Below are 24,511 nucleotides of genomic sequence, written 5' to 3'. Positions count from 1 at the left end.
TTCGATGAGCACTCAATCGAAGGCGGGAAAAGGACACCCTTGTTCACCGCTCACCACACTCTGCATCGCTGTCGCCCTGGCTTCGGCCGGGGCCAGCTTCCCGGTGACCTATGTACTCGCCGACAACCTGCCGCAAGGAGGCCAGGTCATCGGCGGCCAGGCGACCATCACCCAGCAGGGCAACAGCATGGACGTCAATACGTCCACGGCCCGCACTGCGATCAACTGGCAACGTTTCAACGTCGGTGAGGATCATAAGATCACCTTCAACCAGCCAGACGGCAAATCGGTCACCCTCAATCGCGTCATCGGCAGCGACCCGTCGAAGATTTACGGGGCGGTCACCTCCAACGGCCAGCTGATCCTCGTCAACCCCAATGGCATCATGGTCGGGCCCAAGGCGCATATCTCTTCAAGCGCGCTAGTCGCCAGCGCCGGCTTCCTGACCGAGGAGCAGGCCAAACAGTTCGCGCAGACCGGCAAGCTGGACATCGCCCTCACCGGCAACGTCACCAACCAGGGCCGCATCACGGTGCACGACAATGGCATGGTGGCCCTGCTTGGCGCCCAGGTGAACAACGCCGGGATCATCCAGGCACGCAAGGGCATGGTGCAGCTGGCAACCGGGCCGCAGGCCACCCTGGACTTCCACGGTGACGGCCTGTTGAACATTGCCGTGAGCGGCGAGCCTGGCGAGAAAGGCAGCGTCAATTCGGACGTTACCGGTGGCGTGCACAACAGCGGCGAGATCGACGTCGGCAACGGCACCGTGGCCATGAGCGCCGCCCGCGCGGCCAAACACCTGGACTCGGTGATCAACATCGGCGGCAACGTCGTGGCCGACTCGGTCACCAATGATGGCGGCACCATCGTGCTGGGCAGCTCCGCTCAGACCAACATCACGGGCAACCTCAGCGCTAAAGGCGTGAATGGCGGCCAGATCAAGGTGCTGGGTGATGAAGTGAACGTTGCCGGCACCGCGAAAATTGATGCCAGCGGCACCCAGGGCAGCGGCGGCAAGGTGCTGGTAGGCGGAAGCTTCCAGGGCAAAGGGCCCGAGCAAGCGGCCAAGAACACAACCGTTGCCAAAGGCGCTCAGCTCAAAGCGGACGGCAAAACCGATGGCGGCCAGGTGGTCGTCTGGAGCGACGGCAAGACCCATTTCGGCGGGACAGCCAGTGCCCAGGGCGCCCAAAAAGGCGGCGAGGTCGAGACATCTGGCAAACAGCTGACAATATCGCCAGAAGCAGAGGTCAACGCTTCAGGCGGCCAACAATCGGGCACATGGCTGCTCGATCCGGAAACGGTCAATATTGAAGCAGATGGTGGCGCCCCTGGCAGCGATACAGTTTCTGCAGCCGCTATTGTTAATTCCCTGAAAAACCAAAACATAACCATCAGCGCGAATAATCGGATCAACGTCAATTCTGCGATAGTCGCCCAAGATGCTGGCTTCCATGTACTAAAGCTACAAGCAAACGGCACAGTTAAACCATTGACTGATTATGTTGACACCAATAATCCATTCAATGATGCCAAACGTAACGACAGCGGCTCGATTTACATCAATGCACCCATTCTCCTGAAAGACGGACATCTCGTCATTCTGGCAACTGGCGATGTCATGCTCAAAAACACTACGGGGCAAGCAGCTGGTGATGCGGGATATATGGGGCGCGCAATCATCGACGTTGGCAGCGGAACCATTTGGATCAAGACATCTAATAGTGGCTCAATTATCCAGGATGACGGAACGGCGCTCATAGGCAAAAAGATTGCCGCTGAAGGTGCCAGTGTTCTGCTTGACAGTTCACTGAATCATGCCGGTACGTTAGCCGGGAAAGCTAGCAACGGCAAATTCATTTACAACCAAACCTCTTCTGCCTCACAGGTAAATACTGGAACAGTTGAGAACCCAGGAGTCAGTGGCGAGAGCATGACGGGGGTTGGCTCTACCACTATCAAAAAAGTGGGTGAAACTGTTTTCAGAGAGCACAACCAAGAAGTTCATCCTCTGGCTCCTGCCGATGGCTCTGAATTCCAATACCTTGTCTTCGAGGCGGGCGCTGTTGTTAATAACAAAGGTAATGAAGTAGCCAAAGACTCTTTCTATTACATCACCTCGCTCACCTTCGTCGAGCCAGGTGTAAATCCCGTCACCTGGGTCATAAGCGCAACGAGCGGCGGTGTAACCGTTACTCGAAATGGCGTGAATACCAACGGCGTGCTACCGCCAGGATTTAGTTTTGGGACTAATCAAGGCCAGGTATCGTACACAAACAATGGCATTGGCGTTCAAAATGGTGCTGGAGACATCAACAATCCAGTCAACCCCGACGGCATCAACCGTAACTATGCAAGCGGCACATCGGACAAGTTACTCGTTGACCTCGGTAGTTCAACAAAATCAGTCACCGCTGATCTCGCAGGGCTTTCCAACGGCAACCCTTATGACCAAGCCATTGTGACTTTCCTGAGTGGGCAAGACACCAGCAAGGTCGGCGGGGTCACGCTAAAAAATCAAACCGCTCAACTTGAAGGAAAAGTGCATGACGTCCAACGGGAGTATGGGGACGCCAACCCTGAGTTTCAGGCCTCCGTGGGACTGACTGCCGGCGCATCCGAAAACAGCAAAGCGGTGAAGGGTGTGGACGACTTCGTAGATCGTCAGCTCAACCAGAACCGTTTTGACACCAAGGTCGAAACGAGCACTGCTGCCAACGAACATTCCGATGTTGGCCAGTATCAAGTCGAAGGCAAGGTGCTGGCAGACGGCTTCGTTGGTAACCGCTACCAGACCTCTGTCCAGGCGGGACAGCTGATCGTCAACCCGGCTGAACTCACCGTGACCGCCAAGGACAAGAGCAAGATCTACGGCGATGCCGATCCGAAGCTGGACTATGAACTCTCCGGCGCCAAACTCGGCCATACCTCGGACGACCTGCTCAACGGCGGAGCCCTTTCCCGCCAGGCTGGCGAGAATGTTGGCCGCTACGGCATCGACCAAGGGCAGCTGGATCTGAACAATGGCCTGGGTGGCAACTACAGGCTGCGGTTCGTCGACGGGCAGTTGCAGATCACCCCCGCGACACTGGATGTCCAGGCGGATAACCAGAGCAAAGTCTACGGCGATGCCGATCCGTCGCTCACCTACCAGGTCACCGGTCTGAAGAACGGTGATAAGCAGACTGACGTTGTCGGCGGTGGTGGACTCAAACGCGATGCCGGCGAGAACGTGAGTACCTACGGGATCACCCAAGGCGACCTGGCACTACTCAGCAGCAACTACATCCTGCGATTCCACGACGGGATCTTCAGCATCACGCCGGCCGAGCTGACTGTCACGGCCAATAAGCAGTCCAAGGAGTACGGTGATTCTGACCCGGCACTTACCTTCGAGGTGACTGGGCTCAAGCGCGACGACACCCAGTCGAGTGTGCTGAACGGCGGCACCCTGCAAAGGGATGCCGGCACTGACGTCGGTCGATATGGCATTCACCAAGGCACCTTGGATCTGAACGCAGCAGCCGGTCAGAACTATGTGCTGCGCTACGTGGACGGAGATTTCTACATTACCCCCGCCACGCTGACAGTCCAGGCCGATGGAAAGACCAAGGTGTACGGCGATCTCGACCCAGCCCTCACCTACATCGTCAGCGGTCTGAAGAATGGGGATACCCAGGCCGACGTTCTCGGCGGTGGGCTGGCGCGCGACCAGGGCCAGAATGTTGGCACCTATGGCATCCGTCAGGGAGATCTCGATCTGACGTCTGGGAAAGGCCAGAACTATGTCCTGAGCTTCACGGGCAACGATTTCAAAATCACGCCCGCGACACTGACAGTGTCCGCCGATGACAAGACAAAGGTGTATGGCGAACTCGATCCTGAACTGAGCTATAAGGTCTCGGGCCTGAAAAATGGCGACAAACAGAGCGACGTGCTCGATGGCAAGGGGCTCGGCCGCGACCCCGGTCAGAACGTGGGTGACTACGCCATTCGCCAGGGAGAGCTGGGGCTCAGTGAAAACAGCAACTATGTGCTGACCTTCGTTGACGGAAAACTCGCCATCACCCCGGCCACCCTGAAGGTCAAGGCTGAGGACAAATCCAAGGTCTATGGCGATGCCGACCCTGCGCTGACCCAGATCGTCTCAGGGCTGAAAAACGGCGATACAGCAGCCGACGTGCTGAAAGGCGCGCTCGGTCGGGAAGCCGGCGAGGACGTCCGTGCGGGTGGCTACACAATCCACCAGGGCGAGCTTGGCCTGAACAATACCCAGGGCAAGAACTACGTTCTGGAGTTCGAGGACGGCAAGCTGACCATTACCCCCGCCAGCCTCACGGTAACTGCGGATAACACGGGCAAGGTCTATGGCGATCTCGACCCATCGTTGAGCTATCAGGTCAGTGGCCTTAAAGGAGCGGACACAGCAACCCAGGCGCTGGCAGGCCAACTGGCACGCCAGGCCGGTGAGGATGTGAAAGATGGGGGCTATGCCATCAACCAGGGTGATCTGGGACTGACTGGCAAAGCTTCACAGAACTACATCCTCAACTACCAGGGCGGCACCTTCACCATTACCCCCGCCACCCTCATGGTGCGCGCAGACGACAAGACCAAGGTCTATGGCGAGATCGATCCTGCGCTCAGCTATCAGGTCAGCGGGCTGAAGGGTGGCGACCAGCAATCTTCAGTGCTCAGCGGTAACATCGCTCGCCAGGCCGGCGAGGATGTGAAGGCCGGAGGCTACGCCATCGGCCAGGGCGACCTGAAGAGCACGAGTCAGAACTACCTTCTGCAGTATGTGGACGGCACCTTCACCATCACGCCTGCCACCCTGCAGATCGATTTCGACGACCACTCCAAGGTCTACGGCGAAATCGATCCGTCCCTGACCTACCGCGTGAGCGGGTTGAAGAACGGCGACAGTGCGGCTTCCGTGATCAGCGGAAGTGCAGGCCGCGCAGCCGGCGAGAACGTCGGCAGCTACGGCATCGGCCAAGGCTCGCTGGGCTCAAACGGCAACTACATCCTGACCTTCAACGAGGGCAAGCTGGCGATCACCCCGGCCGAGCTGACCGTCACCGCCGACCACAAGACCAAGGTCTACGGCGACCTCGACCCGACGCTCACCTACAGCGTCGCCGGCCTGAAGAACGGCGACAGCGCCGCCTCGGTCACCACTGGCAGCCTGGCGCGCATCTCTGGAGAAAACGTCACGCCTGAGGGTTACGCCATCACCCAGGGCAATGTCCGTCTCACCAGCAGCAACTACACCATGGTGTTCAAGGACGGCAATCTGCAGGTCACGCCCGCCCCGCTGCAAGTGACGGCAGACAACAAGACCAAGCGCCAGGGCGAAAGCGATCCTGCACTGACCTACAGCGTCTCAGGCATGAAGCGCGGCGAGTCGACAAGCCTCGTGCAAGGACAGCTGTCGCGAGAACCTGGTGAAGAAGCTGGCCAGTATCGCATTGGTCAGGAAGGCAGCTTCAGCGCCGGCACCAACTACACCGTGACCTTCAAAGACGGTGCGATGACCATCACCGGCCAGCTGGCGCCAATTCCTCCTGAGCAGCCCGGCGTGCCGCTGTTGCCGGTCACCTCGCAGTCCCCAGGTAACGCGCGCTGTATCGCCGTCGAATCGCCATCTGCTGTCTCAGCCAATTACTCGGTCTCGCCGGCCGTGATTCGCACCTACGCCGTGCAATTGATCTGTAAACCTCGCTCCTACGGCGAAAAAACCAGCACCGTGCCGAACATCCAGGACGTGCTGAGCTACGCCAACAGTCACTTCAAGGATGGCAAGTTCATCGTCCCCGATTGGAACCGGAGCGTGATCCCGCATGACCTCAAGGCTCCGGCCAAGGGAGGGAAATAGCCATGAAAACGCATCCGTCGAACTTGAGTAGGCTGGCTGTGGCAGTGCTTTCAGGACTGCTGCTCATCAGTGGAACCAACGCAATCGCTGCCCCGTTGGGGCAGCTCAACCCCGGCCGGGTAGAGGTTCCGGACAGGACTGGCAACCGCTCTTCTGCTACGCAGATGCCCGGCACGCTGGAACTGCCTGAAACCGTCATCACTCCTGAAATTGAAGAGGCCCCGCAGGAGATGACCGCCCTACCCGGCCACATGACCCGATTCCTGGTAACCAAGGTGAACATCGTAGGTGCGAACAGCTATCCCGTCGGCACCTTTGACTCGGTGGCCAAACGCTTGGAAGGAAACCAGGTCAACCTGCAGGAGATCCATGCTGTGGTCGACACGATCACGCACCGCTATCGCAAGGCTGGTTTCCTGCTTGCCAAGGCCTACATCCCACAGCAGCGCCTGGAGGGCGGCGTCCTCACCATTCAGGTCTTTGAGGGCAATGTGAACGATGTGACCTTCACTGGCCCGACAAACAAAGCTTTGGAGCGTTACGCCGACAACATCCGCAAAGAGACACCCCCTACGAGCAAGACCATCGAGCGCAACCTACTGCTCATGAACGACGTCTCGGGTAACGATAGTCGTGGGATGCTTCAGGCATCTCCTGTAGAGAACGGCACCGACCTCGCTGTCGAAAACGCCCTCCGTAAGTACGAAGGCTTTTTCGGCTTCGACAACAGAGATAGTCGCTACTTTGGGCCCTGGCAGGTCTACGGTGGGGTCGGGGTCAACGACCTCTCAGGGCGTGGCGACCACCTGGGTATCCGCGCCGGCAAATCGATTGAAGGCGACAAGATGACCTTCTTCGAGGGTCAGTACGAGTTGCCGGTGGGTAGCAAAGGGGACGTGGTGAGCTTCCTGGCCCAGCACAACGATGGCCATGCCGACACCTACTCGTTCCTCAACGCGAACAGCTCCGGCGATACCTTCGCGGTGCGTATCACTCGACCCTGGATCCGTCAGCGCGACGAGACCTTCAAGACCTCTGCGGCCTTCACCTACTACAACGGCACTTCCGAGTACCTGGACGACAAGAGCCTGCCGCCCTCCAGCGAAGACCGCATCCGTGCGGTCCGCCTCGGCGCAAGCTACGACTGGTTCGATGCCTTCGGCGGAAAGAACCTGGTCAAGGCCGAGCTGAGCAAGGGGCTGGCGATCATGGGCGCCAGCAACGAGGGGCGCGCGAACCCGTCCCGCGAGGGTGGCGAAACCGACTTCAGCAAGCTCCAGGTCGACGCCCAGCGCCTGCAGGACCTGTCGATGCTCATGGATGGCCTGAACCTGTACATCGCCGGCACCGCGCAGACCGCCTTCGGTCAGCGGCTGCTCTCGCCCGAGCAATTCGGCGTCGGCGGCAGCGAGTTCGGCCGTGGCTACGACCCGTCCGAGATCACTGGTGACAGCGGCTTCGCGCTCAAGACCGAGCTGCAGTACAACCGCATCCACACCCTGAAGAACTACGCGGTCCCGACCCAGTACTACACCTTCTGGGACTTCGGTAAGGTCTGGAGCAAGGACCCCACCTGGGTCAGCAGCGAAAGCCTGTCCTCCACCGGGGTCGGCGCCCACTACAACGTCTACCCGGATACCTACGTCTCGCCGGAGGTCGCCTTCCCGCTGACCCGCTCGGTGTCTGCCAAGGAGATCGACCATGACAACGGCAAGGCGCCGCGCTTCTACATCAACTTCCTGAAGCTGTTCTAGGGACGGGAGGACAATGCCATGAAACCGCCATTCGACCCGCCCCGTACCATCCGTAGCGCCTCCTTCAACAACGACATCGCGGCCGAACTGTTGCTGGAGCTGCAGCGCCGCTACCGTCCGCCACCCGCCCTCGCCGCCCGCATCCTGGACATCGTGCAGCACATGGATGATGACGCCCGGGCGCTGGAGGCCCTGTATCAATCCATCGCCCAGCGCGAACTTCTGCTGATCCGCCGGGCCTAGCCGTGCAACGGGACGGTGACACCGGCGAGCCCCGCTTCTCCCGGCTCACCGTTCCGCTTGCGGGAAAGAGCCAGGAGCTCCTGCCTGCGCCACTCATCCCGGGACGTTTCAGAACTTGTTTCTTTTCACGACAACCGATTTTCGGGAATTGAGAAGAATTCACCATAAACAGCAGCGTTTTTCATGGAAATCGCACGATCCTGCAATGCCACAAAAGTTCTCTCTGAACACCAATGACTGTCGCAAAATGTGCACCGCCGGCCGAATCGATTTGCATCTCATCTCTCAGCTTCTAGGCTGTCGTCCAACACTGGTACCCGCCCCATACTGGCTCATTGCCCTGCAAGACCTGCGAGGCAGAGCCTCCCACCCATCCGGATGCGGGGAGCCATCAGCCAGAGTCAACAGCAGAGGATGCTCATGAAGGGAAACAGGAACCATGTCGCACGGATCAGTTTGGCGTCTCTGTGTGGACTGTTTGCCGGACAGGCGTTTGCCGGCGGCATTCTGATCTACGAAGCCGGACAGGAAGGCGCCGGCCTGGCCAACGCCGGCTCCGCCGCCCTGGCCAGCGACCCCAGCGTGTTGATGAGCAATCCCGCGGGTATCACTGAGCTTTCCGGTACGCAGATCAGCGCCAACGCACAGGTCATCCTGGGGGACGTCCGTTTCTCCCGTGATGACAACAACCAGTTCAGCGGCAACGAAGGGGGCAACGCCCTGCAGTGGCTGCCCGGCGCCAGCTTCTTCATCAGCCACCAGATCGACGAGCGCTCGGCGATCGGCTTTGGCATGTACGGCAACTTCGGCCTGGCGCTGGACTACGACGATGACTGGGCGGGCCGCTATTTCAGCCAGGAAACCGCAATCATCGGCGTCTCCTTCCAGCCCACCATCGCGCACAAGTTCACCGACGACCTGTCCATCGGCATCGGCCCGCGCATCCTCTACGGCTATTACCGCAGCGAAATGGCCATCAACAACAACCTGCTGGGCCTGGTGGACAGGCCCGACGGCCAGCTGGAATACAAGGACACGGACACTGGCGTCGGGGTCAACCTCGGGCTGCTCTACAAGCTCAATGAGCGCACCCAGGTCGGCCTCGCCTACACCAGCAAGGTGAAGCTGGAGTTCGAGGACAGCCCGGACGTGCGCAACGTCAGCAATCCGATCATCAACGCGGCCCTGAACCGCCTTGATGTCGACTCGCTGGAACTGGACATGAACGTGCCGCAGACCGTGGTGCTGAGCGTGGCTCATCAGCTCGACCCGCAGTGGAAGTTGCTCGGCAGCCTGGGCTGGCAGGACTGGAGCGACTTCGGGCAGATCGGCGTGGAGGTGGACGCCAACGCCGCGGGTGTCGACCGCACCGTCGACCGTCAATACAAGGATACCTGGCACGCTTCCGTCGGCGCGCAATACCAGGCCACGCCGAGGCTGCGCTGGAACATGGGGCTGGGTTATGACAGCTCGGCGGTCGACGACAAGGACCGCACCGTCGACAACCCCATGGCCGAAAACTGGCGCCTGGCGACCGGGATGAATTACCAGGTCGACGAAGGCTTGGACCTGCACCTGGCCTACACCCTGGTGTGGCTGGGCGACATGGACGACGAACAGACCAAGTCGCGCTCGGGCACCACGCTGTCGGGCACCTACAAGAACGCGGCCCTGCACATCATCGGCGGTGGTGCGACCTGGCGTTTCTAGCGGCTCCCTCTTGACCCCACTGAATACCGAAACCCTCCACAAGGAACGTTGTAATGAACTGGAAACTGTTGGCGCTGCCGCTCTGCCTGACGGCCCTGACCCTCACGGGGTGTGCCAGCAAGTACGTTGAGCCCGAGAAGTATTCGGGTTTCCTGAAAGACTACAGCGCGCTTGAAGAAGACAAGTCGCCCACCGGTGCGCCGGTCATGCGCTGGATCCAGCCGGACTTGAACGTGAACCGCTTCTCCAGCGTCTATGTCGAACCCAGCCAGCTCTACCCGCAGCCCCAGCCCACCGAGAAGATCCCGGCGAGCACCCTGCAGGGCATCACCCAGTACTACGACCAGGCACTGAAGACCCAATTCTCCAAGGCCCTGCCGCTGGCCACCGGCCCCGGCCCGGGCGTGCTGGTGGTGCGCCCGGCGATCACCGCCGTCAGCGCCTCGACCAAGGGGCTGCAGCCCTATGAAGTGATCCCGATCGCCCTGATCGCGGCCGGAGTCAGCACTGCCACCGGTATTCGCGACCAGGACACCAGCATCGCCACCGAAGCGGCCTTCCTCGACGGCGGCAGCGGCCAGGTCGTGGCCGAGGTCGTGCGCAAGGGCGCAGGCGCGGAGCTGGAAAACTCCTCCCAGGTCATGCAGGCCAAGGATGCCCGCGCCGTGCTCGATGGCTGGGCCTCGGACATGCTGAAGTCCTTCCAGGCGCTGAAGCGCCGTTGACCCCGGACTGACGAACCCGCTCCCGGCCCAGGCCGGGGGCTCCTGCATTCCCAGACGGGGCCCAGACGTGCCCCAGTCAAAGAAGTACCACCTCAAATATCGCTGGCAGTTACCTGGAAGGTACAGCGTAAGAAGCAAGAAGGAGCTTGAAATGAAAGTAACCGCTCGATCCTCGATCCAGTCCGGTAGCCAGGCAGCAGGCATTTGGAAGTTCAGCACGTCCTTCCTCCTCGCCGCCGCCATCTCGATGACCACCCAGGCCTGGGCTGCCGAGGCAGCCAAGCCGGCATCGGATGCCACCAAGGCTGCCAACGACGCATTGCTCCAGGAGCTGCCGTTCAACGACAAGACGTCGTTTGAACTCGCGCACAAGGGCTTCATCGCGCCGCTGCCTCAGGAGCCGATCAAGGGGCCGTCCGGCAATATGATCTGGGACCCGGCCAAGTATGGTTTCATCAAGGAAGGTGAAGCAGCTCCGGCAACCACCAACCCGAGCCTGTGGCGGCAGTCCCAGCTGATCAATATTTCCGGTCTGTTCCAGGTCACCGACGGCATCTACCAGGTGCGCAACTACGACCTGTCGAACATGACCATCGTCGAGGGCAAGAGCGGCATCACCATCTTCGACCCGCTGATTTCCTCCGAAACCGCCAAGGCAGCGCTGGAGCTGTATTACAAGCATCGGCCGAAGAAGCCCGTGGTGGCGGTGATCTACACCCACAGCCACGTGGACCACTATGGTGGCGTTCGCGGCGTGGTGGACGAGAAAGACGTCAAGGCCGGCAAGGTCAAGATCTACGCGCCGCTGGGCTTCCTCGAACACGCCGTGGCCGAGAACGTGATGGCCGGCACCGCGATGAGCCGCCGCGCCAGCTACATGTACGGCAACCTGCTGCCGCCGAGCGAGACCGGCCAGCTGGGCGCCGGCCTGGGTACCACCACCTCCGCCGGTACCGTGACGCTCATTCCGCCGACCGACATCATCAGCAAGACCGGTGAGAAGCGGGTGATCGACGGCCTCACCTACGAGTTCCTCTACGCGCCGGGCAGCGAGGCGCCGGCCGAGATGATGTATTACATCAAGGAGAAGAAGGCCCTGAACACGGCCGAGGACTCCACCCACACCCTGCACAACACCTATTCGCTGCGTGGCGCGAAGATCCGCGAGCCGCTGCCCTGGTCCAAGTACCTTAACGAAGCGCTGAAGATGTGGGGCGACGACGTACAGGTGATGTACGCCATGCACCACTGGCCGGTCTGGGGCAACAAGGAAGTCCGCGAGCAGCTGTCGTCGCAGCGCGACATGTACCGCTACATCAACGACGAGACCCTGCGCCTGGCCAACAAGGGCTTCACCATGACCGAGATCGCCGAGCAGGTGAAACTGCCCAAGTCGATCGCCTCCCGATTCTCCAACCGTGGCTACTACGGCTCGCTCAACCACAACGTCAAGGCCACCTACGTGCTGTACCTGGGCTGGTTCAACGGCAACCCCGCCACCCTCAACGAGCTGCCGCCGGACGAGGAAGGCAAGCGTTACGTCGACATGATGGGCGGCGCCGATGCCGTGCTGAAGAAGGCCAAGGAGTACTACGACAAGGGCGACTACCGCTGGGTGGCCGAAGTGGTGAACCACGTGGTGTTCGCCGACCCGAGCAACCAGGCCGCGAAGAACCTGCAGGCAGACGCTCTGGAGCAACTGGGCTACCAGGCTGAAAGCGGCCCGTGGCGCAACTTCTACCTCACCGGTGCGAAAGAGCTGCGCGAGGGCGTGCAGAAGCTGCCGACCCCGGACACCGCGAGCCCCGACACCGTGAAGGCCATGGACCTGGACCTGTTCTTCGACTACCTGGCCATGCGTCTGAAAGGCCCGGAGGTGGCGGACAAGCACATCGCCCTCAACCTGGACTTCACCGACCTGAAGAAGAAGTACCTGCTGGAGATGGGCAACGGCGTGCTGAACCACACCGAAGGTCTGCAATCCAAGGACGCCGACGCCACGCTCAAGCTGACCCGCGACACCTTGAACAAGCTGATGCTCAAGCAGACCACCCTCAAGGACGCGGTGGCCTCGGGCGAGCTGAAAGTCGACGGCAACCAGGACAAGCTCACGGAGCTGATGAGCTACATGGATAACTTCGACTTCTGGTTCAACATCGTCACTCCCTGACGCTCCTACCGATGCCTGGAGGCATCGCTGGCAAACCATCGGCCCTGGCCGGTGGTTTGCCTTTTTTCACGACGGACTGGCGTCATGGGGCAGTCCGGGACTCGCACGGCCCCCAGCGCCGGACGCGTCAAGCAGGAAGCTACAGATCATGGACACAATTCGCGGCACGGCCTTTCTACAATTTGGCGAACTGCTTTCCGAACGTGGCGCGTCGTTGCGCACGCACCTCGCGCCCCATCGCATCGGCATGGATGTCGTCGGCGACTACGAGAAGAAGTTCTCCTACAGAAGCCTGGTGCAGATTTTCGAAGGCAGCGCCCATGCCCTGGCGATGCCTGAGCTGGGAATGGAACTGGCGACCCGGCAGAAATCCACCTTGCTCGGGCCGATCCAGCACCTGGCGCAAACCGCGCCGACGGCCGGTGACGGCCTGATCGCGGCCGTACGCTACATGCGTGTCTACAGCCCCTCGATCATTTTCCATATGGAGCGCCGGGGCGACAGCACCCTGCTCTGCTTCGACAATGCCCTGCCCTGCATCCAGGAAATCCCGCAGATCGTGGAGAAATCCCTGCTGCACGGCAGGCTGCTGATGACCGAACTGCTGGGCATGCCACTCAAGCCGACCGCAGTGCTGCTGCGTCACCAGCCGCAGGCGCCGGCTTCGGTCTATCAACGTTACTTCGGTTGCCCGGCGCTGTTCGGCCAGGACCATAACGCGCTGGCGATCAGCCTGCGGGACATGCAACGTCCCTGCGTCCGGCATGATCCCATGCTGCATTCGATCGTGAAGTTCTACCTCGAAGCCCACGCCAACCCCGACGAAAAACTCGGCTTCGAAGTGGGCCGGCACATTCAGGCGCTACTGCCCAAGTATCGCTGCACCCTGGAGCAGATCGCGCAGATCCTCGACCTGCATCCCCGGACACTGCAACGACGCCTGGCCAACGATGGTATCGACTTCGAAGAACACGTCGATGAAATCCGCCGGCGCCGAGCGGAGCAGTTGCTGGGGCAGTCCGATCTCAGCGTCGGACAGATAGCCCATGAATTGGGCTATCGGCGGGCCACCTCGTTCTGCCGTGCTCATCAACGCTGGTTCGGCATGCCGCCGCTCGAACACCGGCGGCTGCTCAGGGCGTTGTGAGCGGCAATCCCGGCGACACCGGATAGGTGCTGGCCGCATCGGACAGGGCTCTCCTCAACGGCGGCGCCCTGCCCGATTCGGGGCTTACTGTGCCTGTACCGGCTTCCAGTCCAGCAGGTGATGGGTGAACCCAAAGCTGGCCGACTGGTAGTAGCTGATCGCTCGCTCCACCAGGGGATCGTCGGCTTTCGCAGACACCTCCTCACTGGCGCCAAGGGCCTGGTTGTGACGGCGCAGCGCTGCGCGCGGGCTGAGGATCGCGAGGTCCTTGCCGTCGAAGAGTCCCAGGTGCTGGTAGTTGCCGATCACCACACGCGGCGGCAGCGTGTTTTCCGCCATGAGGTTGCGACCGTAGAAGGTCGACGCGTAGCTCACGTTCAGGATCGACAGCAAGGTCGGCGCGAGATCGAGCTGGCTCGCGAGCTCCCCGCGCTCCCCGGCGGGCAGTAGCTTGGGCGCATAGATGAACAGCGGGATCTGGTAGTTCGCAACCGGCAGGTCTTCCTTGCCCGCGCTGCCGGCAGTGTGGTCGGCGACGAAGACGAAGATGGTGTTGTCGAACCACGGCTTGTCCTTCACCGCCTGGAGGAACTTGCCGATTGCGTAGTCGGTGTACTTGACCGCGCCGTCACGACCATTGCCCGAAGGGATGTCGATACGGCCATCCGGGTAGGTATAAGGACGGTGGTTGGACGTGGTCATCAGCTGCAGCAGGAACGGCTGGTTCTTCGCGAAGTCCTCGTCCGCGAGCTTGACGGCCTGCGCGTAGAGGTCCTCGTCGCTCATGCCCCAGGCATTCTTGAAGTGGATATCGGATTCCTGGACGCTCGACTGATCGACGATTCGATAGCCGTTACCGCCGAAGAAGGCGTTCATGTTGTCGAAATAACCACGGCCGCCGTACAGGAAGACCGCGTCGTAACCAATGGCGCTCAGCTGCTGGCCCAGGCTGCCGAAGCCGCTTTCGCGGCCAATGCGCTTGACGATCGAGCGGCCCGGAGTGGGCGGAATCGACAGCGTGATGGCTTCCAGGCCACGGTCGGTGCGGGTGCCGGTGGCGTAGAAATTGTTGAAGTAGAGGCTGTTGCGGCGCAATTCATCCAGGTTCGGTGTGAGGTTTCGCCCGTCGCCGTTACTGCCCAGGTACTTGGCGCTGAGGCTCTCGATCGTCACCAGAACGATGTTGTGCTTCTTCGGCGCGCCCTCGTTGGAAATGGTCCTGCGGATATCCATCGGGTCGGTGCCGATGAAGCGCGCATTGGGCTCGGCCAGTTCGGCGCGCATCTGCTGAGCCACTTCCTCTGCGGGCAGCGTCGCGTAGAACTGCGGATAGTCCAGCTCGTTGTTGCGGAATGCGGCGAAGAACTGATACGGGCCGTTGCTCTCCAGCTCGCGGGCGTAGGTGTTGCCACCCTGGGTCCGCGGGCGGTCCTGGTCAACCAGGAACCCGGCGAGCAATGCCATCAGCACAAGCCCCACACAACCCAGGAGACGACGGCGGAACGCCGGGACTTCCGAGGCGCAGATAGCCCGCAAGGCCTTGAACAGTCCAAGGGTCACGACCAGCGAAGCCGCGGCGAGGATGCTCAGGAGCAGGCCAATGGGATAGGACTCGAGAATGTTGTTCAGGACTTCATCGGAATAGACCAGGTAATCGACGGCGATGAAGTTGAAGCGAACCCCGAACTCATCCCAGAACAACCACTCGGCCACTGCCGTGAACAGCATCAGGTAAACGCTGGCGAAGACCACTGCAGCAAGAATCCAGCGCCAGGACGCCTTGCGCCAGAGTCGTGCCGGCATCATCTGCAGCACTACTCCGAGAGGTAGCAGCGCATAGATCAGGAAGCTCAGGTCGTAGAGCAGGCCAATGGCGAAGACCGCCACATGCGCCGCCCCCAGATCCGACAGGTGACCCACCATCAGAACCACACGTGTCAGGAAGAAGACGATCAGCCACAACACGGCGATCAGCGCGAGGAAGCGCGTCGGGGCCGAACGGAGAAATTGCATGGGTACTTCCTTATCGTTATGCGCAGGCCCTTGCGGTCTCCAGCGCTTTTAATGTGCCGAAACCGGCAAGTGGCCGAGACTGTACGCCATGGAAGGAAAAGAAATTGTCAAATAGGATGCGAGCCAGGAGCGGTCACGGTTCGCCGTGATATCCGGTATTCAGCCAAACCCTCGGGTGCCATCGCTCGCTTGAGGTCTGGCCCTGCCGACCGGTGTCACCACGACTTTTTCACATGCCCTTGACGAGACCTTGATCGCGCCACTCGATAATGGCGGCATCTGTCGAGCCCGCGCCCATGAACGAACCCCAACGCCTGATTGCCTCTGCCACAGACCGCGAGAACGATGGCGTTGCCAACAACACGCTGCGTGCCTTCATACGCACCCGCATTGCCGAGTGGCGGAAGAAACGCCTGCTTCGGCTGGCCCTGCGCGTTGCGGAAGAGCCGATACTCATGCTCGATGTCTCGCAATCACCAGGCACCTTCTGGCCCGTGCTGCTGGAGCACGGCAACCGGATCATCGTCGCGACCTCCCCAGCCGCCGAGTCCCTGCTCGCCACCCACCAGAAATTGCCCAATGCCATGGCGCAACGCATCAAGGCCATGCCGGGGCCCCTGGACTACTCCGAACTGGGGGCGGGTTCGGTCGACTGCGTCCTGATCTCCGACGTCCCTCCGACGGAATGCAACGCAGCCACCATCGGCTTGCTGGGTCAGTTGCACCCCATCACCCGGGACACCGTGATCCTTTTCGCCCGAGTCGGCCGCCAGCGCTCGGCGAAAGAAGTGGAGCAACCCTGCCCCTGCGGGTCGGACTCCGAGTCCCATGCCACGACTCAGCCCCCCACCAGCGCCAAGGCCCTGGAGCAGGCGTTTCAGCACGTCGGCTTCTCGCAGATCAAGCACTACAACTTCCTGCCCGGCGTGGATGGCATTCGCGTTTACATACTCAGGAAGTAGCTGATCCCAACGAGGCTTCCGCGCAGTCTCCCGCACACTCCTGCCCCTCACGCCTTGCCCGGCGCGCATCCACGCATGTGTAACGCTCGCCTATCAAATGAGAATGACAATTTTTTAACAGCCTTCAAGCGATCATCCCCGCATTCACCCTGCCACGCCCTCGATCGGGCGTGTGACATCACCTATCCGGAGTGACGATTGATGAAAGTACGCGGTGCCTCGTGGGTCTTCCTGGGAGCAGTTGGAGTAGCGGCACTGCTGGGCGCGGGCCCATCCTTCGCCGCGTCGGACAGCGACGGCATCGTGGTCTACAACGCCCAGCACGAGTCCCTGACCAAGGCCTGGGTCGAAGGCTTCACCAAGGAAACCGGCATCAAGGTCACCTTGCGCAACGGCGACGATAGCGAACTGGGCAACCAGATCGTCCAGGAGGGCAAGGCGTCCCCGGCCGACGTATTCCTGACCGAAAACTCCCCGTCGATGGTCCTCGTCGACCATGCCGGACTTTTCGCCCCGGTCGCACCCGCCACCCTTTCCCAGGTTGCCGCGCCTTACCGGCCAGCCAACGGCCGCTGGGTTGGCATCGCGGCTCGCTCCACCGTCTTCGTCTACAACAAGAACATGGTGAAGGAAGCCGACCTGCCCAAATCGCTCCTCGACCTGGCCGAGCCGCAATGGATCGGCCGCTGGGCTGCTTCTCCTGCTGGCGCAGATTTCCAGGCCATCGTCGGCGCTCTGCTGGAACTGAAGGGCGAGGCTGCAACCCTCGAATGGCTCGAGGCGATGAAGGCCGGAGCCAAGGTCTACCGGGGCAACAACGCCGTGCTCAAGGCGGTCAACGCAGGTCAGATCGATGGTGGCGTGATCTATCACTACTACTACGTCGGCGATCAGGCCAAGACCGGCGAGAACAGCAACAACGCCGCACTCCACTACTTCAAGCACAAGGACCCGGGCGCCTTCACCAGCCTGTCCGGCGCTGGCGTCCTGGCGTCCAGCAAGCACCCCAAGGAGGCCCAGGCGTTCCTGCAATGGATCACCGGCAAGCAGGGCCAAGCCGTCCTGCGCGACGGCAAATCGTACGAATATGCCGTGGGTGAAGGCGCGCAGTCGAACCCGAAGCTCGTCCCGCTGGATCAGCTGGACGCTCCGCTCGTCGACGTGTCCAAGCTCGATAGCCAGAAGGTCGTGGACCTGATGACCCAGGCGGGCCTGCTGTAAGTGACTGCCCAACAGTTCGGGCCACGGGCCCGTACCGATAACGCCACGGGGGCGGCGACAACCGCAGCGGTGGCGCGCACTCGGCGCCGACTGCGCAATGGTTCCGGCCAGCAATGGATGCTGGCCGTCGCGCTTTTGGTATCGGCGTTCGCGGTACTCCCGCTGGTTTTCGTTGCGAGCGCAGGCGTTCAGGCCGGCTTTCCGCTCATCGCCAAGCTGGTGTTTCGGCCACGGGTCGCAGAGCTGCTGTACAACACGCTCCTGCTGATCGCACTGACCGTCCCGCTTTGCGTACTCCATGGCGTAGCGATGGCCTGGCTGACCGAACGAACCCGGCTTCCCGGCCGGCGGCTCTGGTCCCTGCTGGTCGTCGCCCCGCTGGCGATTCCGGCGTTCGTCCACAGCTACGCCTGGGTCAGCCTCGTGCCATCGTTGCACGGCCTGCTCCCGGCCGTTCTGGTCTCGGTGATCGCCTACTCCCCCTTCATCTATTTACCGGCGGCAGCCGCTCTCCGACGCCTGGACCCAGTCCTTGAAGACGTGGCCGAGTCGTTGGGAGAACAGCCTTTCACCGTGTTCCGGCGTGTCGTCCTCCCGCAGTTGCGTGTCGCCATCTGGGGCGGATCGCTGCTGGTGGGCCTGCATCTGCTCGCGGAATACGGCCTCTTCGCACTGATCAGATTCGACACCTTCACTACGGCGATCTTCGACCAGTTCCAGTCGTCCTTCAGCGGCCCCGCCGCGAACATGCTGGCCGGCGTCCTGGCCCTGGCCTGCCTGCTGATGCTCACCCTGGAATCGGGCACCCGCGGCTCGGCCCGCTACGCGCGCATCGGCGCCGGCAGCCCGCGAGCGCCCCGACAGTACCCGCTGGGCAAAGCCTGCTCAGGCATCGCTCTGCTGCTGTGCACAGCCTTCACCGCCCTTTCGCTCGGCGTTCCACTGGTCACTCTGGGGCGCTGGCTCGCCGCAGGCGGGATCGAGGTCTGGCGCTCCGAGGAACTCCTGGTCTGCCTGGGGCAGACGGTGCTGCTCGGCGCGGCAGGAGCGTTGCTCACGACCATCGCCGCGGTGCCGATCGCCTGGATTTCCGTGCGCGCGCCGAGCAAGCTCCAGCGCCTGCTCGAAGGCAGCAACTACGTGGCCAGCTCGCTACCGGGAATCGTTGTCGCGCTGGCGCTGGTCAGCCTGACGATCAAGTTCGCCCAGCCGCTGTACCAGACCGTATTCACCGTGCTGCTGGCCTACGTGCTGATGTTCCTGCCCCGCGCGCTGGTCAGCCTCCGCGCCGGGCTCTCCCAGGCGCCCGTGGAGCTTGAGAACATCGCCCGCAGCCTGGGCCGCTCCCCGATGCAGGCCATCTGGGGTGTCACCATCCGCTTTGCCGCACCCGGCGCTGCGGCGGGCGTCGCCCTGGTGTTCCTGGCGATCGTCAACGAGCTCACCGCCACGCTGCTGCTGTCACCCAGCGGCACCGCAACCCTGGCCACGGCCTTCTGGGCGAAGACCAGCGAGATCGACTACGTCGCCGCGGCGCCGTACGCACTGATGATGATCCTGCTGTCCGTTCCGCTGACCGGGCTTCTTTACCAACAATCCAAGCGAGTAGCAGGCCGATGAGCCCTCTTGAACTCAAGTCCGTCTCTCGGTTCTTCGGCGCATTCACAGCGATCGAAGACTTCAGTTTGTCGGTACCGGCGGGCGGCCGGGCAGCAATCGTCGGTCCCTCCGGCTCCGGCAAGACCACCCTGCTGCGCCTGATCGCCGGATTCGAAGTCCCCGACCAGGGCACCATCACCCTCGGCGATACGACGCTGGCGGACGCGACCACCTTCATTCCTGCACATCGCCGTCTCATCGGCTATGTGCCGCAGGATGGCGCGCTGTTCCCGCACCTCTCGGTGGCCGAGAACATCGGCTTCGGACTGCCCAGGAACATGGCTACCCGCTCGCAGCGCATCGACGAGTTGCTGGAGATGGTATCCCTGAACAGCGATATGGCGCAGCGTTGGCCCCACGAACTCTCAGGTGGACAGCAACAGCGAGTGGCGCTGGCCAGGGCCCTGGCGCAAAGCCCCAGGCTGATGCTGCTCGACGAACCCTTCTCCGCCCTGGACAGCGGCCTGCGCGCCTCCATGCGCAAGGCAGTCACCCAGGTCCTGGGCGATGCCGGCGTCACCGCGATCCTGGTCACGCATGATCAGGAAGAGGCGCTCTCGTTCGGCCATCAACTCGCGGTTATCCGCCAGGGGCGCCTGATCCAGGCAGGCGCCCCCAAGGCGCTGTACTTCCGACCGGTCGACGAAGACACAGCCACCTTCCTGGGAGACGCCTTGGTGTTTTCCGCCGATGTCCAGAATGGCTGGGCACAGTCCCCGCTCGGCAGGATCCGGGTCGACAGCCCGAAAGCCAACGGATTCGCGCAGATAATGCTGCGTCCCGAGCAGATTCACCTGCGACACGGCGAGAGGCTTGCCCACGGCGCGGACGGCTGCTTTGGTACGGTGCTGAGCAGCGACTTCGGCGGCGACAAGTGTTCGGTCATGGTTCAGCTTGAAGCGCCGCAAGAAGAATCCCCCGGCAGCTCACCTGCCCTGTCGATTCACGTCAGGGTACCGGCGATGGACTGTCCCGACATCGGGACTCGCGTGCATATTGGCGTCAGCGGCGGCGCCCACCTGTTCCCCGCCCGATAGCCATCGACGCATGGCATCACCACTCCGATGGTGATGCCATGCCGTCTGAACGATCGCGAATTTACGTTTCCCTCGCCTCTCAGGCAAACGCCGTTCCTCTACACCTACGAGATACCCGTCGGAAGAGTTACCCTGCGCCTGTACGTGAAGGAACGGATCAGGCCCGCCGATCCCTTGTAGAAGCGAGCTTGCTCGCGAGCCTTAGCAGGCAGCCACACCGTCATAATCGATGAAATGACGCCACAGCACGCAGCGTCGCATGCGCTCCGATCTGGACATTGCACCCGCAGGAGCGGACCCCGTCCGCGATGGCCGCCGTCTCAACACGCACTACGGGTTCGGGTTGGGTTGGAGGCCCCCCGCACCCAGCCCAACTTTCCCGCGCGCAAAAGCAAAGCCCCCGGCCAGCTTTCGCTAACCAGGGGCTTTGGGATAGGAGCTTGACGATGACCTACTCTCACATGGGGAAACCCCACACTACCATCGGCGATGCGTCGTTTCACTGCTGAGTTCGGGATGGGATCAGGTGGTTCCAACGCTCTATGGTCGTCAAGCAATTCTTTAGGACGCTCGTGGCATTCGCACACGCTCATCCAGATTCGGGTATGTGACAGTCATTTGCGGTTCACACGAACTTTCGGTTCGTCGACTTCACCATCGAACACACAAATTGTTTGGGTGTTATATGGTCAAGCCTCACGGGCAATTAGTATCGGTTAGCTCAACGCCTCACAGCGCTTACACACCCGACCTATCAACGTCGTAGTCTTCGACGGCCCTTCAGGGGAATCAAGTTCCCAGTGAGATCTCATCTTGAGGCTAGTTTCCCGCTTAGATGCTTTCAGCGGTTATCTATTCCGAACATAGCTACCCGGCAATGCCACTGGCGTGACAACCGGAACACCAGAGGTTCGTCCACTCCGGTCCTCTCGTACTAGGAGCAGCCCCTCTCAAATCTCAAACGTCCACGGCAGATAGGGACCGAACTGTCTCACGACGTTCTAAACCCAGCTCGCGTACCACTTTAAATGGCGAACAGCCATACCCTTGGGACCGGCTTCAGCCCCAGGATGTGATGAGCCGACATCGAGGTGCCAAACACCGCCGTCGATATGAACTCTTGGGCGGTATCAGCCTGTTATCCCCGGAGTACCTTTTATCCGTTGAGCGATGGCCCTTCCATACAGAACCACCGGATCACTAAGACCTACTTTCGTACCTGCTCGACGTGTCTGTCTCGCAGTCAAGCGCGCTTTTGCCTTTATACTCTGCGACCGATTTCCGACCGGTCTGAGCGCACCTTCGTACTCCTCCGTTACTCTTTAGGAGGAGACCGCCCCAGTCAAACTGCCCACCATACACTGTCCTCGATCCGGATGACGGACCAGAGTTAGAACCTCAAGCATGCCAGGGTGGTATTTCAAGGTTGGCTCCACGCAGACTGGCGTCCACGCTTCAAAGCCTCCCACCTATCCTACACAAGCAGGCTCAAAGTCCAGTGCAAAGCTACAGTAAAGGTTCACGGGGTCTTTCCGTCTAGCCGCGGATACACTGCATCTTCACAGCGATTTCAATTTCACTGAGTCTCGGGTGGAGACAGCGCCGCCATCGTTACGCCATTCGTGCAGGTCGGAACTTACCCGACAAGGAATTTCGCTACCTTAGGACCGTTATAGTTACGGCCGCCGTTTACCGGGGCTTCGATCAAGAGCTTCGCTTTCGCTAACCCCATCAATTAACCTTCCGGCACCGGGCAGGCGTCACACCCTATACGTCCACTTTCGTGTTTGCAGAGTGCTGTGTTTTTAATAAACAGTCGCAGCGGCCTGGTATCTTCGACCGACATGGGCTTACGCAGTAAATGCTTCACCCTCATCGGCGCACCTTCTCCCGAAGTTACGGTGCCATTTTGCCTAGTTCCTTCACCCGAGTTCTCTCAAGCGCCTTGGTATTCTCTACCCGACCACCTGTGTCGGTTTGGGGTACGGTTCCTAGTTACCTGAAGCTTAGAAGCTTTTCCTGGAAGCATGGCATCAACCACTTCATCATCTAAAAGACGACTCGTCATCAGCTCTCGGCCTTGAACACCCGGATTTGCCTAAGTGTTCGGCCTACCACCTTAAACTTGGACAACCAACGCCAAGCTGGCCTAGCCTTCTCCGTCCCTCCATCGCAGTAACTAGAAGTACAGGAATATTAACCTGTTTCCCATCGACTACGCTCTTCAGCCTCGCCTTAGGGACCGACTAACCCTGCGTCGATTAACGTTGCGCAGGAACCCTTGGTCTTTCGGCGTGGATGTTTTTCACACCCATTGTCGTTACTCATGTCAGCATTCGCACTTCTGATACCTCCAGCAAGCTTCTCAACTCACCTTCACAGGCTTACAGAACGCTCCTCTACCGCGCATCTTGCGATGCACCCGTAGCTTCGGTGTGTGGTTTGAGCCCCGTTACATCTTCCGCGCAGGCCGACTCGACTAGTGAGCTATTACGCTTTCTTTAAAGGGTGGCTGCTTCTAAGCCAACCTCCTAGCTGTCTAAGCCTTCCCACATCGTTTACCACTTAACCACAACTTTGGGACCTTAGCTGACGGTCTGGGTTGTTTCCCTTTTCACGACGGACGTTAGCACCCGCCGTGTGTCTCCCACGCTGACACTTCCAGGTATTCGGAGTTTGCATCGGTTTGGTAAGTCGGGATGACCCCCTAGCCGAAACAGTGCTCTACCCCCTGGAGTGATACGTGAGGCGCTACCTAAATAGCTTTCGAGGAGAACCAGCTATCTCCGAGCTTGATTAGCCTTTCACTCCGATCCACAAGTCATCCCCTACCTTTTCAACGGGAGTGGGTTCGGTCCTCCAGTCAGTGTTACCTAACCTTCAACCTGCTCATGGATAGATCGCCCGGTTTCGGGTCTATACCCAGCGACTAAATCGCCCTATTAAGACTCGCTTTCGCTACGCCTTCCCTATACGGTTAAGCTCGCCACTGAATATAAGTCGCTGACCCATTATACAAAAGGTACGCAGTCACCTAACAAAGTAGGCTCCCACTGCTTGTACGCATACGGTTTCAGGTTCTATTTCACTCCCCTCTCCGGGGTTCTTTTCGCCTTTCCCTCACGGTACTGGTTCACTATCGGTCAGTCAGTAGTATTTAGCCTTGGAGGATGGTCCCCCCATATTCAGACAAAGTTTCTCGTGCTCCGTCCTACTCGATTTCACTTCAAAGAACCTTTCACATACGGGGCTATCACCCACTATGGCCGCACTTTCCAGAGCGTTCTGTTAGATTCAAAGAAGCTTAAGGGCTAGTCCCCGTTCGCTCGCCACTACTAAGGGAATCTCGGTTGATTTCTTTTCCTCAGGGTACTTAGATGTTTCAGTTCCCCTGGTTCGCCTCTTGCACCTATGGATTCAGTACAAGATACCTAGGTTATCCTAGGTGGGTTCCCCCATTCAGAGATCTCCGGATCAAAGTCTGTTTGCCGACTCCCCGAAGCTTATCGCAGGCTACCACGTCTTTCATCGCCTCTGACTGCCAAGGCATCCACCGTATGCGCTTCTTCACTTGACCATATAACCCCAAGCAATCTGGTTATTGTCTCGAACGTGAAGACGACATTCGCCGAAAATTCGCGCTTGAACTCGCAAATTTTACCTTGACTTGAATAATCACCAGTGAAAGAGATTATTCAGTCTACTTCTATCACATACCCAAATTTTTAAAGAACAGTTCTGGCACAAAGTCCAGACAGCAAGGTTCGTTACACCGAACATTCCTGTCTGAGCTTTCGACGATTTAGAGATGGTGGAGCCAAGGAGGATCGAACTCCTGACCTCCTGCGTGCAAAGCAGGCGCTCTCCCAGCTGAGCTATGGCCCCATCGGATCAGCAGCACACCACAACAATTGGTGGGTCTGGGCAGATTCGAACTGCCGACCTCACCCTTATCAGGGGTGCGCTCTAACCAACTGAGCTACAGACCC

Annotated in this window: 12 protein-coding genes, 2 tRNA genes and 2 rRNA genes; 11 read left to right on the top strand and 5 right to left on the bottom strand. The window is 60.3% G+C overall.

Going from position 1 to position 24,511, the window contains the following annotated elements; genetic code table 11:
* Window positions 1-4 precede the first annotated feature (4 nt).
* The 7 genes from SD196_RS13810 to SD196_RS13780 all read left to right on the top strand — a co-directional run bounded on the left by SD196_RS13810 (window position 5) and on the right by SD196_RS13780 (window position 13,630).
* Window positions 5-5,881 carry an MBG domain-containing protein gene (locus SD196_RS13810; protein ID WP_416311682.1) on the top strand — a complete coding sequence of 1,959 codons (5,877 nt, stop codon included), beginning with the start codon at window positions 5-7 and terminating at the stop codon, window positions 5,879-5,881.
* A 2-nt stretch (window positions 5,882-5,883) separates the two neighbouring features.
* Window positions 5,884-7,635 carry a ShlB/FhaC/HecB family hemolysin secretion/activation protein gene (locus tag SD196_RS13805; protein WP_416311681.1) on the top strand — a complete coding sequence of 584 codons (1,752 nt, stop codon included), beginning with the start codon at window positions 5,884-5,886 and terminating at the stop codon, window positions 7,633-7,635.
* A gap of 18 nt (window positions 7,636-7,653) precedes the next feature.
* The gene (locus SD196_RS13800) at window positions 7,654-7,878 is read left to right on the top strand and encodes a hypothetical protein (protein ID WP_275607092.1); all 225 of its coding nucleotides are present in this window, start codon (window positions 7,654-7,656) and stop codon (window positions 7,876-7,878) included.
* A 420-nt stretch (window positions 7,879-8,298) separates the two neighbouring features.
* Window positions 8,299-9,588: an OmpP1/FadL family transporter gene (locus SD196_RS13795; protein ID WP_275607093.1), complete on the top strand. Its 1,290-nt coding sequence runs from the start codon at window positions 8,299-8,301 to the stop codon at window positions 9,586-9,588.
* A gap of 53 nt (window positions 9,589-9,641) precedes the next feature.
* Window positions 9,642-10,313 carry a DUF3313 domain-containing protein gene (locus SD196_RS13790; RefSeq protein WP_416311680.1) on the top strand — a complete coding sequence of 224 codons (672 nt, stop codon included), beginning with the start codon at window positions 9,642-9,644 and terminating at the stop codon, window positions 10,311-10,313.
* A 151-nt stretch (window positions 10,314-10,464) separates the two neighbouring features.
* Window positions 10,465-12,483, top strand: a complete 2,019-nt coding sequence (locus SD196_RS13785) for an alkyl/aryl-sulfatase (RefSeq protein ID WP_275607095.1) — start codon at window positions 10,465-10,467, stop codon at window positions 12,481-12,483.
* A 148-nt stretch (window positions 12,484-12,631) separates the two neighbouring features.
* Window positions 12,632-13,630 carry an AraC family transcriptional regulator gene (locus tag SD196_RS13780; protein ID WP_275607096.1) on the top strand — a complete coding sequence of 333 codons (999 nt, stop codon included), beginning with the start codon at window positions 12,632-12,634 and terminating at the stop codon, window positions 13,628-13,630.
* 84 nt (window positions 13,631-13,714) lie between these two features.
* On the opposite strand, the gene SD196_RS13775 is transcribed toward SD196_RS13780, so the two are convergent.
* Complete coding sequence (locus SD196_RS13775; protein WP_416311679.1) at window positions 13,715-15,643, bottom strand: LTA synthase family protein; 1,929 nt, start codon at window positions 15,641-15,643, stop codon at window positions 13,715-13,717.
* Window positions 15,644-15,939: 296 nt separating this feature from the next.
* Here SD196_RS13775 and SD196_RS13770 point away from each other — a divergent pair, with 296 nt between their 5' ends.
* The 4 genes from SD196_RS13770 to SD196_RS13755 all read left to right on the top strand — a co-directional run bounded on the left by SD196_RS13770 (window position 15,940) and on the right by SD196_RS13755 (window position 20,522).
* Entirely contained in the window at window positions 15,940-16,605 is a 666-nt protein-coding gene (locus SD196_RS13770) for a hypothetical protein (protein WP_275607098.1), read from the top strand.
* A 201-nt stretch (window positions 16,606-16,806) separates the two neighbouring features.
* Window positions 16,807-17,826, top strand: a complete 1,020-nt coding sequence (locus tag SD196_RS13765) for an iron ABC transporter substrate-binding protein (RefSeq protein WP_416311678.1) — start codon at window positions 16,807-16,809, stop codon at window positions 17,824-17,826.
* Between the two features lie 117 nt (window positions 17,827-17,943).
* A complete protein-coding gene (locus SD196_RS13760) occupies window positions 17,944-19,446 on the top strand; it encodes an ABC transporter permease (protein ID WP_416311742.1) in 1,503 nt (500 codons plus the stop codon).
* A complete protein-coding gene (locus SD196_RS13755) occupies window positions 19,443-20,522 on the top strand; it encodes an ABC transporter ATP-binding protein (protein WP_275607101.1) in 1,080 nt (359 codons plus the stop codon). Before SD196_RS13760 ends, SD196_RS13755 begins: the two co-directional genes overlap by 4 nt.
* A 438-nt stretch (window positions 20,523-20,960) precedes the next feature.
* Here the strand turns inward: SD196_RS13755 and rrf are convergent.
* From rrf to SD196_RS13735, 4 genes are all read right to left on the bottom strand, one after another.
* Window positions 20,961-21,076: ribosomal RNA gene (gene rrf / locus SD196_RS13750) — 5S ribosomal RNA — on the bottom strand.
* A gap of 131 nt (window positions 21,077-21,207) precedes the next feature.
* Window positions 21,208-24,099 (bottom strand): 23S ribosomal RNA (locus tag SD196_RS13745).
* A gap of 232 nt (window positions 24,100-24,331) precedes the next feature.
* Window positions 24,332-24,407 (bottom strand) — tRNA-Ala (locus SD196_RS13740).
* Window positions 24,408-24,434: 27 nt separating this feature from the next.
* Window positions 24,435-24,511: transfer RNA gene (locus SD196_RS13735), tRNA-Ile, on the bottom strand.

It is taken from the genome of Pseudomonas macauensis, assembly GCF_047902425.1.
GTDB lineage: Bacteria > Pseudomonadota > Gammaproteobacteria > Pseudomonadales > Pseudomonadaceae > Pseudomonas.
The sequence above is the reverse complement of the archived record's forward strand: the minus strand, read 5'-3'. Positions and strand labels throughout refer to the sequence as shown.

Bases quoted from the DNA above. Each gene is read 5' to 3' on its own strand.
- SD196_RS13810 (WP_416311682.1), top strand. From the start codon at position 5: ATGAGCACTCAATCGAAGGCGGGAAAAGGACACCCTTGTTCACCGCTC.
- SD196_RS13805 (WP_416311681.1), top strand. From the start codon at position 5,884: ATGAAAACGCATCCGTCGAACTTGAGTAGGCTGGCTGTGGCAGTGCTT.
- SD196_RS13800 (WP_275607092.1), top strand. From the start codon at position 7,654: ATGAAACCGCCATTCGACCCGCCCCGTACCATCCGTAGCGCCTCCTTC.
- SD196_RS13795 (WP_275607093.1), top strand. From the start codon at position 8,299: ATGAAGGGAAACAGGAACCATGTCGCACGGATCAGTTTGGCGTCTCTG.
- SD196_RS13790 (WP_416311680.1), top strand. From the start codon at position 9,642: ATGAACTGGAAACTGTTGGCGCTGCCGCTCTGCCTGACGGCCCTGACC.
- SD196_RS13785 (WP_275607095.1), top strand. From the start codon at position 10,465: ATGAAAGTAACCGCTCGATCCTCGATCCAGTCCGGTAGCCAGGCAGCA.
- SD196_RS13780 (WP_275607096.1), top strand. From the start codon at position 12,632: ATGGACACAATTCGCGGCACGGCCTTTCTACAATTTGGCGAACTGCTT.
- SD196_RS13775 (WP_416311679.1), bottom strand. From the start codon at position 15,643: ATGCAATTTCTCCGTTCGGCCCCGACGCGCTTCCTCGCGCTGATCGCC.
- SD196_RS13770 (WP_275607098.1), top strand. From the start codon at position 15,940: ATGAACGAACCCCAACGCCTGATTGCCTCTGCCACAGACCGCGAGAAC.
- SD196_RS13765 (WP_416311678.1), top strand. From the start codon at position 16,807: ATGAAAGTACGCGGTGCCTCGTGGGTCTTCCTGGGAGCAGTTGGAGTA.
- SD196_RS13760 (WP_416311742.1), top strand. From the start codon at position 17,944: ATGCTGGCCGTCGCGCTTTTGGTATCGGCGTTCGCGGTACTCCCGCTG.
- SD196_RS13755 (WP_275607101.1), top strand. From the start codon at position 19,443: ATGAGCCCTCTTGAACTCAAGTCCGTCTCTCGGTTCTTCGGCGCATTC.